The organism is Pantoea stewartii subsp. stewartii, from assembly GCF_008801695.1.
In the GTDB taxonomy this organism is placed as follows: domain Bacteria; phylum Pseudomonadota; class Gammaproteobacteria; order Enterobacterales; family Enterobacteriaceae; genus Pantoea; species Pantoea stewartii.
In genome coordinates this window covers 45,224-61,401 of sequence record NZ_VZPF01000023.1, presented here as the reverse complement: position 1 = coordinate 61,401, position 16,178 = coordinate 45,224, and the positions used below count along the sequence as shown (strand labels likewise).

General features: G+C 56.1%; 16 protein-coding genes and 1 pseudogene. 8 read left to right on the top strand and 9 right to left on the bottom strand.

The genetic code is table 11. The annotated features are described in order from the left end of the window. Positions 1-149: pseudogene (locus F7Q90_RS08820) on the top strand (IS630 family transposase); the annotation flags it as partial. 99 nt (positions 150-248) lie between these two features. Here the strand turns inward: F7Q90_RS08820 and F7Q90_RS08815 are convergent. Continuing rightward, a complete protein-coding gene (locus tag F7Q90_RS08815) occupies positions 249-1,868 on the bottom strand; it encodes a peptide ABC transporter substrate-binding protein (RefSeq protein ID WP_006119283.1) in 1,620 nt (539 codons plus the stop codon). A 154-nt stretch (positions 1,869-2,022) separates the two neighbouring features. Between F7Q90_RS08815 and mpaA the strand changes: the two genes are divergently transcribed. Then, complete coding sequence (gene mpaA, locus F7Q90_RS08810; protein ID WP_006119285.1) at positions 2,023-2,730, top strand: murein tripeptide amidase MpaA; 708 nt, start codon at positions 2,023-2,025, stop codon at positions 2,728-2,730. Here the strand turns inward: mpaA and ycjG are convergent. Further along, on the bottom strand, positions 2,705-3,688 hold the full coding sequence (gene ycjG / locus F7Q90_RS08805) for an L-Ala-D/L-Glu epimerase (protein WP_006119286.1): 984 nt from the start codon (positions 3,686-3,688) through the stop codon (positions 2,705-2,707). The two genes, mpaA and ycjG, sit on opposite strands and share 26 nt — an antisense overlap. Positions 3,689-3,840: 152 nt before the next feature. On the opposite strand from ycjG, the gene tpx reads away from it, so the two are divergent. Further along, the gene (gene tpx, locus F7Q90_RS08800; protein ID WP_006119290.1) at positions 3,841-4,344 is read left to right on the top strand and encodes a thiol peroxidase; all 504 of its coding nucleotides are present in this window, start codon (positions 3,841-3,843) and stop codon (positions 4,342-4,344) included. Between the two features lie 42 nt (positions 4,345-4,386). Here tpx and tyrR read toward each other — a convergent pair whose 3' ends face one another. From tyrR to pspA, 7 genes are all read right to left on the bottom strand, one after another. Continuing rightward, complete coding sequence (tyrR, locus tag F7Q90_RS08795; protein WP_006119291.1) at positions 4,387-5,958, bottom strand: transcriptional regulator TyrR; 1,572 nt, start codon at positions 5,956-5,958, stop codon at positions 4,387-4,389. 225 nt (positions 5,959-6,183) lie between these two features. Beyond that, entirely contained in the window at positions 6,184-7,245 is a 1,062-nt protein-coding gene (locus F7Q90_RS08790; protein ID WP_006119293.1) for a TIGR01620 family protein, read from the bottom strand. Next, entirely contained in the window at positions 7,242-8,639 is a 1,398-nt protein-coding gene (locus tag F7Q90_RS08785) for a YcjX family GTP-binding protein (protein WP_006119295.1), read from the bottom strand. Before F7Q90_RS08785 ends, F7Q90_RS08790 begins: the two co-directional genes overlap by 4 nt. Beyond that, positions 8,620-8,868, bottom strand: coding sequence for a phage shock protein PspD (pspD, locus tag F7Q90_RS08780; RefSeq protein WP_006119296.1), 249 nt, complete (start codon positions 8,866-8,868; stop codon positions 8,620-8,622). Before pspD ends, F7Q90_RS08785 begins: the two co-directional genes overlap by 20 nt. 54 nt (positions 8,869-8,922) lie before the next feature. Beyond that, positions 8,923-9,273 (bottom strand): envelope stress response membrane protein PspC, encoded by a 351-nt coding sequence (gene pspC / locus F7Q90_RS08775; protein ID WP_006119297.1) that lies wholly within the window; start codon positions 9,271-9,273, stop codon positions 8,923-8,925. Beyond that, positions 9,270-9,497 (bottom strand): envelope stress response membrane protein PspB, encoded by a 228-nt coding sequence (gene pspB, locus F7Q90_RS08770; protein WP_006119299.1) that lies wholly within the window; start codon positions 9,495-9,497, stop codon positions 9,270-9,272. The genes pspC and pspB overlap by 4 nt, the downstream gene beginning before the upstream one ends. Positions 9,498-9,534: 37 nt before the next feature. Next, positions 9,535-10,200 carry a phage shock protein PspA gene (pspA, locus tag F7Q90_RS08765; RefSeq protein WP_006119300.1) on the bottom strand — a complete coding sequence of 222 codons (666 nt, stop codon included), beginning with the start codon at positions 10,198-10,200 and terminating at the stop codon, positions 9,535-9,537. Between the two features lie 163 nt (positions 10,201-10,363). Here pspA and pspF point away from each other — a divergent pair, with 163 nt between their 5' ends. The 5 genes from pspF to sapD all read left to right on the top strand — a co-directional run bounded on the left by pspF (position 10,364) and on the right by sapD (position 16,178). Next, positions 10,364-11,377 carry a phage shock protein operon transcriptional activator gene (pspF, locus tag F7Q90_RS08760; RefSeq protein WP_044242047.1) on the top strand — a complete coding sequence of 338 codons (1,014 nt, stop codon included), beginning with the start codon at positions 10,364-10,366 and terminating at the stop codon, positions 11,375-11,377. A gap of 334 nt (positions 11,378-11,711) precedes the next feature. Beyond that, positions 11,712-13,340 (top strand): ABC transporter substrate-binding protein SapA, encoded by a 1,629-nt coding sequence (sapA, locus tag F7Q90_RS08755; RefSeq protein WP_006119304.1) that lies wholly within the window; start codon positions 11,712-11,714, stop codon positions 13,338-13,340. Next, a complete protein-coding gene (gene sapB / locus F7Q90_RS08750; RefSeq protein ID WP_006119306.1) occupies positions 13,341-14,306 on the top strand; it encodes a putrescine export ABC transporter permease SapB in 966 nt (321 codons plus the stop codon). It begins immediately after the preceding gene. Then, on the top strand, positions 14,293-15,183 hold the full coding sequence (gene sapC / locus F7Q90_RS08745) for a putrescine export ABC transporter permease SapC (RefSeq protein WP_006119307.1): 891 nt from the start codon (positions 14,293-14,295) through the stop codon (positions 15,181-15,183). The genes sapB and sapC overlap by 14 nt, the downstream gene beginning before the upstream one ends. Then, positions 15,183-16,178, top strand: coding sequence for a putrescine export ABC transporter ATP-binding protein SapD (gene sapD / locus F7Q90_RS08740; RefSeq protein WP_006119309.1), 996 nt, complete (start codon positions 15,183-15,185; stop codon positions 16,176-16,178). The genes sapC and sapD overlap by 1 nt, the downstream gene beginning before the upstream one ends.

Here is a 16,178-nt window from a genome sequence, read left to right as displayed (position 1 = left end):
ATGTCGAACGGTTGTGGCAGGCGCTTCATGAGACAATAACCCGAAATCACCAGTGCAGTTCAATGTGGCAACTGTTGAAAAAGGTCCATCACTTTATGAATACCGTCAGCCCATTCCCCGGGGGAAAACATGGGCTGGCTAAAGTGTAGCGGTATTAGGATCAGTTATTTAGCGTGGCGGTGTTGAGTTGCAATCCTGAGCCTGTGTACAAAGATGTCAGAAGGCGGCCCGTGGCAGACCGCCTTAGATCAGTGTTTCTCAATCCACAGTTCACGGCTGTAGGCGACATCTTCCGGGTTGGTGATCGGATAGCCTTTCACCCACGGCTTGATCAGGCGGCCATTGGTGTACTGGTAAATGGGCGCGATGGGGGCCTGTTCCGCAATGATTTGTTCGGCCCGGTTGTAATCTGCATTGCGGGCCTGGTCACTGGTTTCCATGCTCGCCTTGGCGATCACAGCATCATATTCGGCATTTTTGAAGCGCGGGATATTACTGCTGGTGCCGGATGTCAGCAGAGTTAAAAAGGTCGACGGCTCATTGTAGTCCCCCACCCAGGAGGCGCGGATGACGTCAAAGCGTCCAGAGTTTCGGCTGTCGATATAGGTTTTCCACTCCTGATTTTCCAGCTTCACGTCCACGCCAAGATTCTTCTTCCACATGGATGCAACCGCAATGGCAATCTTCTGGTGGCTTTCAGACGTGTTATACAACAGCGTCAGCTTCAGGGGTTTCGCCGGCCCGTATCCTGCCGCCGCCAGCAACGCTCTGGCCTGCGCGTCCATCTCTTGTTGATTATGCTGTTGCTGCAAGGCAGGCAGCGGTGTAAATCCGGCGGTCACATCTGGTGTAAAGTGCCAGGCCGGTTTTTCACCCGTGCCCAAGACTTTGTCCGCGATAACCTGGCGATCGATACTCCATGACAGCGCTTTGCGTACGCGCGCATCGGCCGTAGGGCCCTGCTGCGTATTAAAGGCGTAATAGTAGGTTCCGAGTTGATCCGGCGTATAAACCTGCCCCGGCAGCGTCTTTTTCAGCAGGGCATACATGTTTTTAGGAAACGATTCGGTAATGTCCACATCGCCCGCGCGGTAGCGCTTGGTGGCGCTGGATTCTTCGTTGATGGGCAAAAAGGTCACTTTAGTTAACACGGAGTGCGCGTTATCCCAGTAGCGGGGATTACGCACCAGTACGATTTTTTCGTTAACCACTCGGCTGTCAAGTTGGTAAGCGCCGTTTCCGACCAGCTTGCCGGGCTGTGTCCACTGATCGCCCTCTTTCTGAATCACGCGTTGCGGGACGGGATAGAAAGCCACATTAGACACCATGGCCGGAAACCAGGGCACCGGGCGCGAGAGCGTCACTTTCAGGCGGTGTTTATCCAGCGCGGTGACGCCCAGTTTGTCCGGTGTTGTCGTCCCTTTAGCGATAGCGTCCGCCTCACTTAAACCACTGAGCGCGACAAAAGAGGCCTGAGACGAACTGGTTTTAGGATCCACTACGCGCTGCCAGCTGTAGACAAAATCCTGTGCAGTGACGGGCTCGCCATCAGACCAGCGTGCATTATTGCGCAGGGTGAAAATCCAGACTTTGTTATCACTGCTGCTCCAGCTTTGTGCCACGCCCGGCACAATTTTCCCGTGAGCATCCTGGCTGGTGAGCCCTTCGTAGAGATCGCGCATCACCTGGATTTCGGGCAGTCCCACGGCTTTAGCCGGGTCAAGTGACGCAGGCTCATCTTTGATGTGACGGACGATCTCTTGTTTTGCGGCGAGCTGCGCGCCTGCGGGTACCTCTGCGGCAAAAACGGGTAAGGTGGCGCTAAGCAGACTCAGGGCGGTTAGCGTTGGAGAAAAGCGAATAATCATGTTCACCCCTTTACGATAAAGAAGTGCTGCATCAGCGTCTCACTGAGTCAGCCTGTTACCGGCCACTTTATCGCAAATTGCTGATTGATAAATAGCTATTTTCCCCCGGCTGCTTTTCCGCTACTTTTAAGGAAACCCTCTGGAGAATGTCACTATGCCGTCAATGCATCCCCGCTCACAGCGCGGAAAACTGGCTATTTCCTGGCAGCAATACGGGCGTTCCGTTCTGGGTGCCCCGCTGCTCTGGTTTCCCGCCAATCAGACTGACAGCAACAGTGGACTGATTCTGGCTGGCACGCACGGTGATGAAAACGCCGCGATTGCGACCCTTTCTGCGGCGCTGCGCACCCTGCCTGACGGCCTGCGCCGTCATCACGTTGTTCTGGCGGTCAATCCCGACGGCTGCCAGCTGGGGCTGCGGGCGAATGCTAATGGCGTTGACCTGAACCGTAACTTCCCGGCGGCTAACTGGCAGTCAGGTGAAACGGTGTACCGCTGGAACAGCGCGGCAGACGCGCGGGATGTGACGCTTTCGACAGGGGCACATCCCGCCTCAGAGCCGGAAACCCAGGCGTTATGCAGCCTGATTCATCAGCTAAAACCGGCCTGGGTGGTTTCCTGGCATGAGCCGCTGGCCTGTATCGACGATCCGCATCACGCCGAGGTCGGTGCCTGGCTGGCCGCGCAGACGGGTTTGCCGCGCGTCAGCAGCGTGGGCTATGCCACGCCCGGCTCCTTTGGCAGTTGGTGTCACGACCTGAGTCTGCCGTGCGTGACCGCAGAGATGCCCGTCATTGCGGTAGATGAGGCGACGGAAACGTGGCTGGAGGTGATGGTTAATCTGCTACGCTGGCAGCCGTGATTAATGCCCCGTTCTGTACCTTCAGGGCGGGCTCGACATCAACAGCCAGCCAGGTGGCACCATCCAAATCGGCAAAGCGCACCATAGGTACCAGCGGCAAGGCGGCGCGAATCGCCCGGGACGTACAGATCATGCAGCCCAACATCAGCGTAAAGCCCTGATCGCGCGCAGCCTGTGCCAGCGCCAGCGCTTCCGTCAGCCCACCGGCTTTATCAAGTTTGATATTCACCATGTCGTAGCGCCCATGCAGCGCGGGCAGGCTTTCCCGCGTGTGGCAACTCTCATCGGCACAGATGGGTAAAGGGTGAATAAAATTTGCCAGCGCCTCGTCTTCTCCAGCCGGTAACGGCTGTTCCAGCATAGCGATTTCCAGATCGGCTAACAGCTGGCAGCGTGCCGCCAGCCCTTCGGCGTGCCATGACTCATTCGCATCCACGATTAACGTGGCGTCGGGCACCGCCGCACGGATCGCCATCAGGCGCTCAGTGATAAAGTTGTTGTCCATTTTAATTTTGAGCAGCGTTGCGCCATGCTGCCACAGTGCCTGGGCACTGCTGGCCATCGCCTCTGGTGTATCAATGCTGACCGTTTGTGCGGTGACCACTGACGCGATCGGTGCAATGCCGACGACCTGTTCCAGCGTGCGGTGCTGCTGCCGGGCGGCCAGATCCCACAGCGCGCAGTCAATGGCATTTCGGGCGGCCCCTGCGGGCAACAGCGTTTGCAGTGCCTCGCGGGTCAGGCCCTGCTGAAGCTGGGGCATCACCGTCGCGATGTGCTCCAGCACCAGCGCTTCGCTTTCGCCATAGCGCGTATAGGGCGTGGCTTCTCCCGTGCCTTTTACTCCGTTTTCTTCAATTTCCACCACCACGACTTTGGCTTCAGTGCGGCTGCCGCGCGCGATGACAAACGGCGTATGCAACGGCCAGGCTTCGGGATAACATTTTACCGTCCTCATTAGCGCTCCTTGTTGTCAGCGATTCATCACTGTCATTTAAATTCAGGCAACAATTACACTCGTAAACCCTTAAAATTTATGTCATAAACAAAGGCTATATCTGTACTGATGCCCTATTTTTTTGTCAGATAACATCATTAGAAGGAATTCGTATGTCTCAGACTGTTCACTTTCAGGGCAACCCGGTAGCGGTTGCTGGCCAGTTTCCGCAGCCCGGCGATAGCGCTAAACCTTTTACGCTGGTGGCCAAAAACCTCGCGAATGTCTCACTCTCTGAGTATGCAGGAAAACGCAAGATTCTGAATATTTTTCCCAGCGTCGATACTGGCGTGTGTGCGTCTTCGGTACGTAAATTTAACCAACTGGCGGGCGAACTGAATAATACCGTGGTGTTATGCATTTCAGCCGATCTGCCGTTTGCTCAGTCTCGCTTCTGCGGCGCAGATAACCTGAATAACGTGGTCACGCTGTCCACGCTGCGCGGTGGCGAGTTCAAACAGGATTACGGGGTGGAAATTGCTGACGGTGCCCTGCAGGGCCTGACCGCGCGTGCCGTCATCGTGCTGGATGAGCATGACAACGTGCTGTACAGCCAGCTGGTGAATGAGATCACCACCGAGCCGGATTATGATGCTGCGCTTGCCGCACTGAAATAAGACGGGACACAGCGGATAAGCGCCCGCTTATCCGCTGTGTTGTTATTCGCCGTCGCTGTCCCCGCGTTTCTGCCCTAACTCGTATTCCCGCAACTTATTGGCAATCGCCGTGTGCGAAACGCCAAGCCGTTTTGCCAGTTTTCGCGTACTGGGATAAGAAAGATACAAACGCGTGAGGATGGAACGTTCAAAGCGACGGGTAATCTGATCCAGCGTCCCTTCCATCGCCTCTTCTCCCAGCGACACATCGAGCGCCTGTTCCGGCAGTACGATGTCCTGAGGGCGCAATTCGTGGCCTTCGAGCTGGGTCAGCGCCCGATACAGCGCGTTTTTCAACTGGCGCACATTGCCCGGCCAGTTGTAACGCACCAGAAACGCGTTGAGCTGCGAAGAAAGGCGTGGTCGGGGAATCCCCTGTTCATCGGCAAAACGCGCCACAAACATTTCCGTCAGCGGCATGATGTCCTGCACACGCTCGCGCAGCGGCGGCAGGTTAAGCGTCAGGACGTTAAGGCGATAGAACAAGTCTTCCCGGAACTCGCCACGCTGCACCAGTTCGAATAAATTCTTCTGCGTGGCGCAAATGACGCGCACGTTGACATGCACTTCATGCTCTTCCCCAACGCGACGGAAGGTGCCGTCATTCAGGAAGCGCAGCAGCTTGGTCTGCATCGTGGGCGACATTTCGCCAATTTCATCCAGCAGCACCGAGCCGCCATTGGCCTGTTCGAAAAAGCCCTTTTTGCCTTCCAGCGCATTGGGATACGCGCCCGCCGCGTGACCAAACAGCTCACTTTCCGCCACATCATCGGGAAGTGAAGCGCAGTTAAGTGCCAGAAACGGCATTTTTCCACGCGCACTGCGTAAATGGCAGGCACGGGCCAGCATATCTTTACCGGTGCCGGTATCACCAATAATCAGTAATGGCGCATCATGCATTGCCAGTTTACGTGCCTGCTCCACCACCTGACGCATTTTGGGCGTCACGGCGACGATATGATCGAACTCCGTTTCGTCCGTCACCACCAAGTTTTGTAACTGGCGCCCCATCCTGGCGGTGGACTTCAGCATTACCATCGCACCTACCAGCTGATCCTGCTGTTCGCTGTCGGCAGACAGATAGATGGGATGGGCTTCCATCAGAAAATCGCGCCCTTCAATGACCACATGCTGCGCCTGCGCCTGGACACGTTCGTTTTCCAGCCAGCGGCCAAAATTAAAACCGTTGATCAGGTGGTCGGCATTCACATTGCGGATCTTGTTCTCATCCAGATTAAACAGGTTTTGCGCGGCCGGGTTGGCCAGTTCTACCTTGCTTCTGAGATCAACAGAAAAAACCGGCTCGGGCATGGCAACCAGCAAGGCGCTCAGTACCCGATGCTCCCGCTCTGAAGGCATATAGGGCACCGTGCGAACATCCGTTACGCCCGGCGTGCGACGGATTTCTGCCATCAGGTTACTGAACTGCTCAAACTCAAGCGTGGAGAAATTAAGATAGATGCGGCCTGATGAGGCCACTTCGATGCCGCGAAGATCGATTCCGCGCGCAACCAAAAGATCCAGTAATTCGCGCGCCAGGCCGATTCGGTCCTGACAAAACACTTCTAAACGCATTGCGTGGGCCTTATCCGTTTATTATCCGGCGATAATACGCTAAACCCCTACGCCGCAGAAAGGGGGCTGTCAGGAAAAGTTGACAGCCTTTATGCAAGCGCGTTTTTTTTAAACGGCAGGCTGCGGCGATGGCGGGAGAGCCCTGACGGTGACATTCGCTCAACGTTGTCAGGAGATAAAGCACAGAAGGCACAGCATCTGCACTCACGTTTCAGTGCACAACCGTTACTGGCGTTTCTCTCCGCCCCTCTGCAGCGCTTCTTTTATCTGGCCGATCAATTCACGACGGTAGTCGCCCAGGCGGGGTTTGTCGTTTTCCAGCCAGGGTAACGGCCGACACAGCTCCATGGCTTTAATGCAAAGACGCGCGGTCAGCAGGCCTGCGCCAATGCCCTGCGCGGCACGGGCGGACAGGCGCGCCGCGATATCCTGCGACATCCAGTCCATGCCCACTTCACGCACCAGCTCAGATGCGCCGGCAAATGCCATATTCAGCAGCACCAGCCGGAACAGGCGCAGTCGGCTGTAGTAGCCCAGTTCAATACCGTAAATAGCGGCAATACGGTTGACCAGCCTGATATTGCGCCAGGCAATAAAGGCCATATCGACCAGCGCCAACGGACTCACCGCAATCATCAGGGCGGATTCTGCGGCATGACGACTGATTTCCCGCCGGGCCTGGCGATCGAGCACCGGCTGCACCAGTTGGACATACAACCGCACGGTTTCACCGTCATTATGGGTTTCATGGAGCGAAGCATGCCAGCGTTGTAACGCAGGATGCGCCTGATCGAGTTCGGCCTGGCGAGCCAGTTTTTCGCAAAAATCCCGCCCTTTACCCACGCTGTGGCTGTTAAGCAGTTCCCGACCCAGATCGCGCTCTTCTGCACGCTGACGCAGCTGATACAGTCGTCGCCACTCGCGGGTTAACGCGCCGACACCCGCGGCCACGATCAGTCCCCCGGCCATCCCGCTGCCCAGCGCAAACCAGTCGTGCGCCAGCCAGGCGTTGTGGCTCCACTGCACGCCCTGCGCCACGATGCTGATCCCAAACAGGCCCAGCCCGGCACCGACCATGTTGCGCCACAAACTGCGTTTGGGTTTCAGGGTCGCTTCGACGGCGCGCTCCCCTGCGCTTTCCTCTTCCACCACCGTCTCGCTTTCTGCAACGGCTAAAAACGCGTCCCGGGGTTCCGCGTCGAAGGTTTGCGCCGGACGCAACACGTCATTCGGCTTGTCGTTCAGCGGCGTGGCAAAATCAATACGCGGCTTTAACGGATCGCTCATCGCAATTTATCTCCCAGTAAAAACTCCAGTGCCGCATCCATGCGGATGTGCGGCAGAGGACGATCGATATCCAGTTGCTGTGGGCGAAACTGCTCAAACTGAAAACCCTGTTGTTGCCAGAACGCCGCCCCAGGCAGGCGCGGGGGAACTTCACCCGGATAGACCGTCAGTGCCTCGCCATCCGCTAAGCGGTGCCCGCGCAACGCGGGGATTTTTTCACCCTGATGATCAACCTGTCCACTCTGGGTCGCCTGTACCGAAGCCAGACCAATACAGTCCATGCTGATACCTTCAAACGCGGCATTTTGCCAGGCATCCTGCACCAGTTGCTGTAACAGGGACACCATATTGCCGTGCTGGTCGTGGGTAATGTGATCGGCTTTGGTGGCGGCGAACAGCAGCTTATCGATCACCGGCGAAAAGAGACGGCGAAACAGCGTGCGCTGACCGTAGTGAAAACTCTGCATAAGCTGCGTGAGGGCTAACCGCATATCGTTAAAGGCCTGCGGGCCGCTGTTGAGCGGTTGCAGGCAGTCCACCAGCACAATCTGGCGGTCAAAGCGCACGAAATGGTTTTTATAGAATCCTTTAACAACATGCTGGCAGTAGTAATGAAACCGCTGTTGCAGCATGGCGAAATTGCTGCCTTTGTCCGCCTGCGCCAGTTTCGCCGCCTGGGCATCGTCAGCGGTAGGCCACGGAAAAAACTGTAGTGCGGGCGCGCCCGCCATATCGCCGGGCAGCACGAAGCGGCCTGACTGGATAAAGTGTAATCCTTCGGCTTTGCAGCGATGCAGGTAGTCAGTCCAGGCCTCGGCAATGTCGGCTAAACGGTTCTCTTCAGCCGGTGCCAGCGGATCGAGGCGCTGACACAGGTCGCGCCAGGGTTGCGCCCACAGGGCGCGATCGCCCTGCAACAAGCCGTTCATCTGGCGTGACCAGGTCAGGTAATCCTGTGCCAGCATTGGCAGATCAAGCAACCATTCGCCGGGGTAATCAACGATTTCAAGATAGAGCGTGGCGGTCTCTTTCAGATGACGCAGCAGCGTGTCATGCGGACGGTAACGTAACGCCAGGCGCATTTCGCTGACGCCACGCGTGGGCGTGGGCCAGGCAGGTGGTGAACCGTAAAGCTGCGCCAGCCCTTCATCATAGGTGAAACGGGCCGTGCCCATGTCACGTTGCGGCACGCGTTTCACCCCTAACAGGCGTTCATCACGCACAACGGAAAACAGCGGCAAACGAGCGCCGCTGTGGACAGAAAGAAGTTGGTTGACCAGCGAGGTGATAAAAGCTGTTTTACCACTGCGGCTGAGACCGGTGACCGCCAGGCGAAGGTGGCGGTCGACGCCGCGATTCATTAATGCTATCAGTTCAGTTTGCAGTCTTTTCATCGTTTTCCCTGATGAAGCGCGACGCTACCCGGTTCATCACGCGTTTCAATAGCGGCTCAAGCGCCAGGCCAAGCAAAATGCGCAGTGGACGGCGCGCGACCGATTTGACGGCCCAGCCGGTCACACCGGCAGGCCCGTAAGTAACAGCATTGATAATGATGAATCTGGCGGCTGACTTCAATGCAGGTGTGGCACGATGGCGAAACGTTGCTGCGCGCGAAACGGTCATGAATACCTCCCGGTCATCAGCAGACGGGCCGGTCTGGCCCGTAGCAGACGATAATTAAATCTGACGGAAACGACTGCGCACACTAAACGTTTCAGAGGTGACGTAACGTTCTATATCGCGAACATTACGCTCATCCTGTTGCAGCGCGGTTTCCAGTTGGTCAAGCAGTTCGCTGGCTGTGGGCTGAGCTTCACCGTTGTCCACGCCAGCAGGTTTTACGTCCAGCACAAAACCCAGCACAAAGTAGGCGATCACGGTAAACACAAACAGCCCAAAGAACAGCGATAACACCACAATGATACGCAGCAGCCGCACCGGCACATCCAGATACTCAGCCAGCCCGGCACAGACGCCCATCAGCTTTCCTTCGTCAGGCTTACGCCATAATTTACGGCCTCTTATCATGGCTGCCTCCAGTTAGGATGTTCTGCATCCAGGATCGCTTCTAACGCATCAATGCGTTCGCGCATGCGCTGAGCATCCCGGGTCACCTGTTGCAGACGCTGCATCTGACTCTGTGACAGCTCCGCTCCGCCGCTGCGCTTGTTACTGTAGTGTAACCACAGCCAGACGGGGGCCACGAACAGCACAAATATTGTAAGAGGTATCGCCAAAAATAGTGCGCTCATTGACTCTCCTTAATCCTTTCCTACTGTCAGCGGCAGTTTATTCGCTGCGGTTCATTTTGGCTTTCAGCGCATTCAGTTGCTGACTGATTTCGTCATCGGCTTTCAGCTCAGTAAACTGCTGATCCAGGGTTTTAGGTTTACCAAAACCGTGGCTCTCCGCTTCCGCTTCCATATGATCGATTCGGCGTTCAAACGATTCGAAACGCGCCATGGCTTCATCAATTTTACCACTGTCCAGCTGACGGCGGACATCACGGGATGACGAGGCGGCCTGATGGCGCAGCGTCAACGCCTGCTGGCGCGCGCGGGTTTCGCTCAGTTTTTTCTCCAGCTCAGCAATCTCACCTTTCATGCGCGTCAGCGTTTCGTCAACCTGTTCGACTTCGCGTTTGAGCGAGGCGATCAGATCGGTCAGCTTCTGTTTTTCGATAAGCGCAGAACGGGCCAGATCTTCTTTATCTTTGCGAATCGCCAGTTCTGCTTTTTCCTGCCATTCAGCCTGCTGCAGCTCAGCCTGCTCGATACGGCGTGACAGCTGTTTCTTTTCGGCCAGCGCGCGGGCTGACGTCGAACGCACCTCGACCAGCGTATCTTCCATCTCCTGAATCATCAGGCGCACCAGTTTCTGCGGATCCTCTGCGCGTTCCAGCAGTGAATTGATGTTGGCATTAACGATGTCAGCGAAACGAGAAAAAATACCCATAATGATGCTCCTCTTTATGGTCATAGTTTTAGCTTGCTGGTGAGAACTAATTCAAGATGCGTGCCAATTTTTATCTTATTGATTTTAATTACGATAATAAGTTGGCAGTTTTTTTTGCCTGACCTAATATAGTTAAATTGATTAATCAGTGGCGAAATTCATCATATCTGTGAACAACGACAATTTGCTGGGCGAATCAAATAACTTTCTGGAAGTGCTGGAGCAGGTGTCAAAGCTCGCGCCGCTGGAGAAGCCTGTGCTGGTGGTGGGCGAACGCGGGACAGGTAAGGAGCTGATTGCCAGCCGTCTGCACTACCTTTCTGATCGCTGGCAGGGCCTTTTTGTCTCTCTTAACTGTGCGGCGCTGAACGAGAATCTGCTTGATTCTGAGCTTTTTGGCCATGAGGCAGGTGCCTTTACCGGTGCGCAAAAACGTCATCTGGGCCGCTTTGAGCGCGCGGATGGTGGCACCTTGTTTCTTGATGAACTGGCGACAGCCCCCATGCTGGTTCAGGAAAAACTGTTGCGGGTAATTGAATACGGCCAACTGGAACGCGTGGGCGGAAACCATGTTTTTCAGGTTAATGTGCGTCTGATCTGCGCCACCAATGAAGATTTACCCGCGCTGGCCGAAGCCGGTAAGTTTCGGGCCGATCTGCTGGATCGCCTGGCCTTTGATGTGGTGCAGTTGCCGCCGCTTCGGGAGCGCCGCAGCGACATTCTGGTCATGGCTGACCATTTTGCCATACAGATGTGTCGGGAGCTCAAACTGCCGTTGTTTCCCGGCTTTACGCCCCGCGCACAGCAAACCTTGCTTGAGCATCACTGGCCGGGCAACGTGCGCGAGCTGAAAAACGTGGTCGAACGATCCGTCTATCGCCATAACACCAGCGATACCGCGCTGGATGAAATCATCATTAACCCGTTTGCCCGCCGCAGTGAAGCCGCAGACAGGGCCGCCCCCTTGCCTGCTACCGAGTCGCCAACCGCCCTGCCTTCACTTCCGCTTGATCTGCGCCAGTGGCAGAACCAGCAGGAACGTGACGTGGTAGAAATCAGCCTGCAACAGGCAAAGTATAATCAGCGCCGGGCGGCCAGCTTACTGGGCGTCACCTATCATCAACTCCGTGCCATCATGAAAAAACACGGTATTCAGGCGCGCGACGGACAACATTAGCGGGCTGTTATATACGTACAGAAGCTGACAACGTGCCGGGGCCATTCAGGCGGGTAAAAAAAGGGCCCGCCGAAGCGGGCAACTGGAAGCAATGTGAGCAATGTCGTGCTCTTCTTCGGTAGAGCCCCGTCGAAGTGCAACTGAATAATAATCATTCCTGTTTGCATCTGTAAAGTGTTATTGAGAATTTTTCTCATCTCCACACCAACGCTGCGCCTTTTTGCGCGGGTCGTTTACACCTGCTGTACGAATCGTCGGCAATCGATGACGCAGAGTTGGGACCACGCGCGCTTTGCGATACACTTTGCCCAATGCCCGAGAATCGTTGAGTTCTATGTTAAAACTAATGCCTTCGCTGTTGCTGAGTCTCAGCGTGTTGAGCGCACCTGTGTGGTCCGCGCCCGCACTTGCCACGGATATTCGTCAAAGCGGCTTTGTCTATTGCGTCAACGGGACGCTAAATACGTTTAACCCGCAGATGGCCAGTAGTGGTTTAACGGTGGACACACTGGCGGCGCAGCTCTATGACCGCCTGCTTGATGTCGATCCCTATACCTATCGTTTACAGGCTGACCTGGCAGACAGCTGGGAGGTGCGTGATAACGGCGCGACCTATCGCTTTCACTTGCGTCACGGTGTGCAGTTTCAGCACACCTCAAACTTTACGCCTACCCGCACGATGAATGCCGACGATGTGGTCTTTAGCTTTGCGCGCATGTTTGACCGTAAACATCCCTGGCATGACGTTAATGGCGGCTATTATCCCTATTTCGACAGCCTGCAGTTCGCTGACGCCGTGCAGAGCGTGAAAAAGATCGATAACTATACGGTCGAAATTCGCCTGAACAGCCCTGATGCGTCGTTTCTCTGGCACATGGCAACCCACTATGCGCCCATCCTCTCGAAGGAATACGCCGACAGCCTGGACAAAACAGGTCATCAGGAAACGCTGGATCGGTTACCTGTGGGCACCGGCCCGTTTCAACTGAGCGAATACCGCAGTGGGCAATATATTCGCCTGGCCCGCAATCCCTACTACTGGAAAGGCGTACCGCGCCTGCAACAGGTGGTGATTGATCTTGGCGCGGGCGGCGCCGGCCGGTTATCGAAACTGCTGACCGGTGAGTGCGATGTGCTGGCCTATCCTGCCGCCAGCCAGATTTCCATTCTGCGCGACGATCCCCGGCTACGCATGACGTTGCGGCCCGGTATGAACATCGCCTATCTGGCCTTCAACACGCGAAAACCTCCGCTCGACAGACCGGAAGTGCGTCACGCACTGGCGCTGGCCATTAATAATGAACGCCTGATGGAGTCGATTTATTACGGCACGGCAGAAACTGCGGCCTCGATTTTGCCGCGTGCCTCCTGGGCTTACGATACGGATGCCAGCATCACCGCCTACGATCCGAAAAAGGCCAGGGCTGCGCTGGAAGCGGCGGGCGTGACCGATCTTCACCTGCGTCTGGTGGTGCCTGCCGCCTCGCAGTCCTGGAACCCCGCGCCGCTGAAAACGGCAGAACTGATTCAGGCCGATCTGGCACAAATTGGCGTTAACGTCACTATCGTGCCGGTTGAAGGCCGTTTTCAGGAAGCACAGTTGATGGCGATGAACCACGACCTGACCCTGGCAGGCTGGGCAACCGACAGTAACGATCCTGACAGTTTCTTTCGTCCCCTGCTGAGCTGCGCGGCGATTGCCTCACAGACCAACTATGCGCACTGGTGCTCGCCTGCGTTTGACAGCACGCTGAAAAATGCTCTGCTGTCGCAACAGCTGTCCGGACGCATTGAGAGCTATGATAAAGCTCAGCAAATTTTAGCTCAGGAACTGCCCGTCCTGCCGCTGGCTTCATCCTTGCGCCTGCAAGCCTACCGGCATGATATTAGAGGCCTGGTACTGAGTCCGTTTGGTAACGCTTCCTTTGCTGGCGTTTATCGTGATGAGCGGGAGGATCGATAAGTGATCATCTATATTTTGCGTCGGCTGGTGTTACTGGTGATTACGCTGTTTTTTCTCTCGCTGGTGAGTTTCAGCCTGAGCTATTTCACACCGAATGCCCCGCTCGAAGGCGCCTCACTGTTCGATGCCTGGTGGTTTTGGTTTAAAGGTATGCTGCAACTGGATTTTGGCGTATCCAGCACCAATGGTCAGGAAATTGGCCTGCAACTGCGCGAGGTCTTTCCGGCCACCATGGAGCTGTGCCTGATGGCCTTTACGCTTGCCTTGATCGTCGGCATTCCGCTGGGGATTTGTGCGGGTGCCCTGCGTCATAAATGGCAGGACAAAGTTATCAGCGCGTTTGCCTTGCTGGGATTTTCGATCCCGGTCTTCTGGCTCGCCCTGCTGTTTACCCTGTTTTTCTCGTTAACGCTGGGCTGGTTGCCGGTTTCCGGTCGCTATGACCTGCTCTATCCGGTCCAGAACATAACCGGTTTTGCTTTAATCGATGCCTGGCTCAGCCCCTCACCGTGGCGGCATGAAATGATGATCAGCGTGCTGATGTACCTGATTTTACCGGTGACCGTGCTGGCGATGGCCCCGACCACTGAGATTGTGCGTTTACTGCGCATCAGCACCAGCGATGTCGTCGATAAAAACTATGTTAAAGCTGCGGCGACCCGCGGGCTCTCGCGCTTTACCGTTATTCGCCGTCATGTGCTGCATAACGCCCTTCCGCCTGTCATTCCGCGCCTGGGTTTACAGTTCTCCAGCATGTTAACGCTGGCGATGATTACGGAGATGGTTTTTAACTGGCCTGGTCTGGGGCGCTGGCTGATTAACGCCATCCGTCAGCAGGACTATGCGGCCATCTCAGCAGGCGTAATGGTGACCGGTGGACTGGTGATTGTGGTGAATGTGCTCGCTGACATCGTTGGCGCGGCGCTGAATCCACTGAAACATAAGGAATGGTATGCCGTCCGATAACATCTACGCCGAAAAACGCCTGCCCAGTGCGTTTCGCCAGAGCTGGCACCATTTTTATGGCGATATGCCGGCGATGATTGGCCTGTACGGCTTTGGCACACTGCTGCTGCTGTGTCTGTTCGGCCATTTTCTGGCCCCTTACAACATCGACCAGCAATTTCTGGGTTATCAACTGCTACCGCCCTCCTGGTCGCGCTACGGTGAGGTTTCCTTTTTTCTCGGGACGGACGATCTGGGGCGTGATTTACTGAGCCGCCTGCTGAACGGCGTGGCCCCCACGGTTGGATCGGCCAGTCTCGTCACGCTGTTTGCCACCTTCTGGGCGCTGGTGCTGGGGATTGTAGCGGGCATGACGCACGGTGTGCGTTCTGCGGTGCTGAATCATGTCCTGGATACGCTGCTGTCCATTCCCTCACTCTTGCTGGCCATTATCGTAGTGGCGTTTCTGGGGCCGCGCCTGGAGCACGCATTACTGGCCGTGTGGCTGGCGCTGATGCCGCGCCTGGTGCGCGAAATCTACAGCGCCGTTCATGACGAACTGGAAAAAGAGTATGTGATTGCGGCTCGCCTGGATGGCGCCACCAGCATCAATATTTTGTGGCACGCCATTTTGCCTAACGTTTTGCCTATGCTGATCAGTGAAATTACGCGCGCGCTGTCGATGGCTATTCTCGATATCGCCGCACTGGGTTTTCTTGACCTCGGCGCGCAGTTGCCCTCGCCTGAGTGGGGCGCGATGCTGGGTGATTCGCTGGAGCTGGTGTATGTTGCGCCCTGGACTGTCATGCTTCCCGGTGCCGCGCTGATGGTCAGCGTGTTAATGGTTAATCTGCTCGGTGACGGCATTCGTCGGGCCGTCGAGGCAGGAGTGGAATAATGCCGTTACTGGATATTCGTAATCTGACGATTGAATTTATGACCGCTGACGGGCCGGTCAAAGCGGTAGACCGCATCAATTTATCACTGACTGAGGGCGAAATTCGCGGTCTGGTGGGTGAGTCGGGCTCGGGCAAAAGTCTGGTTGCCAAGGCGATTTGTGGCGTGACCAACGACAACTGGCGCGTCACCGCAGACCGTATGGTCTTTGATGACGTGGATTTGCTGCGTTTGTCGCCGCGTGAGCGTCGCCGCATCGTAGGTCACAATGTGTCGATGATTTTCCAGGAACCGCAGTCCTGTCTTGATCCCTCGGAAAGTGTCGGCCGTCAGTTGATGCAGGCGATTCCGCGCTGGACGTACAAAGGACCGTGGATGAAGCGCTTTTGGTTCTGGCGAAAAAACCGCGCCATCGAGCTGCTGCACCGCGTCGGTATTAAAGATCACAAAGACATCATGCGCAGCTTTCCCTACGAACTCACCGAGGGCGAGTGTCAGAAAGTGATGATTGCCATCGCACTGGCGAATCAGCCGCGCCTGCTGATTGCCGACGAGCCGACCAACGCTATGGAGCCGACGACGCAGGCGCAGATCTTTCGCCTGTTGAGCCGTCTGAATCAGAACAACAACACCACGATTCTGCTAATCAGCCATGACCTGCGTACCCTGAGTCACTGGGCTGACAGGATCAACGTTATGTACTGCGGACAAACCGTGGAAACGGCGCAGAGTGAAGACCTGATGACCACGCCGCACCATCCGTATACCCAGGCGCTGATTCGTGCGATGCCAGACTTTGGCCGCCCGCTTCCTCACAAGAGCCGCCTGAATACCTTATCCGGCGCGATTCCATCGCTCGAAAGCCTGCCCATTGGCTGCCGTCTTGGACCGCGCTGCCCGTATGCACAGCGTAAATGTGTGGAAACGCCACGGCTGACGGGCTCCCGTTCGCATCTCTATGCCTGCCATTTTCCGCTCAACGTGGAGGGCCAATAG

What these genes read in the sequence shown, in the direction of transcription:
- sapA (WP_006119304.1), top strand. Translation starts at nt 11,712, where the DNA reads ATGTTAAAACTAATGCCTTCGCTGTTGCTGAGTCTCAGCGTGTTGAGC.
- tyrR (WP_006119291.1), bottom strand. Translation starts at nt 5,958, where the DNA reads ATGCGTTTAGAAGTGTTTTGTCAGGACCGAATCGGCCTGGCGCGCGAA.
- F7Q90_RS08815 (WP_006119283.1), bottom strand. Translation starts at nt 1,868, where the DNA reads ATGATTATTCGCTTTTCTCCAACGCTAACCGCCCTGAGTCTGCTTAGC.
- sapD (WP_006119309.1), top strand. Translation starts at nt 15,183, where the DNA reads ATGCCGTTACTGGATATTCGTAATCTGACGATTGAATTTATGACCGCT.
- pspD (WP_006119296.1), bottom strand. Translation starts at nt 8,868, where the DNA reads ATGACCGTTTCGCGCGCAGCAACGTTTCGCCATCGTGCCACACCTGCA.
- pspB (WP_006119299.1), bottom strand. Translation starts at nt 9,497, where the DNA reads ATGAGCGCACTATTTTTGGCGATACCTCTTACAATATTTGTGCTGTTC.
- F7Q90_RS08785 (WP_006119295.1), bottom strand. Translation starts at nt 8,639, where the DNA reads ATGAAAAGACTGCAAACTGAACTGATAGCATTAATGAATCGCGGCGTC.
- pspA (WP_006119300.1), bottom strand. Translation starts at nt 10,200, where the DNA reads ATGGGTATTTTTTCTCGTTTCGCTGACATCGTTAATGCCAACATCAAT.
- ycjG (WP_006119286.1), bottom strand. Translation starts at nt 3,688, where the DNA reads ATGAGGACGGTAAAATGTTATCCCGAAGCCTGGCCGTTGCATACGCCG.
- F7Q90_RS08790 (WP_006119293.1), bottom strand. Translation starts at nt 7,245, where the DNA reads ATGAGCGATCCGTTAAAGCCGCGTATTGATTTTGCCACGCCGCTGAAC.
- pspC (WP_006119297.1), bottom strand. Translation starts at nt 9,273, where the DNA reads ATGATAAGAGGCCGTAAATTATGGCGTAAGCCTGACGAAGGAAAGCTG.
- sapC (WP_006119307.1), top strand. Translation starts at nt 14,293, where the DNA reads ATGCCGTCCGATAACATCTACGCCGAAAAACGCCTGCCCAGTGCGTTT.
- mpaA (WP_006119285.1), top strand. Translation starts at nt 2,023, where the DNA reads ATGCCGTCAATGCATCCCCGCTCACAGCGCGGAAAACTGGCTATTTCC.
- tpx (WP_006119290.1), top strand. Translation starts at nt 3,841, where the DNA reads ATGTCTCAGACTGTTCACTTTCAGGGCAACCCGGTAGCGGTTGCTGGC.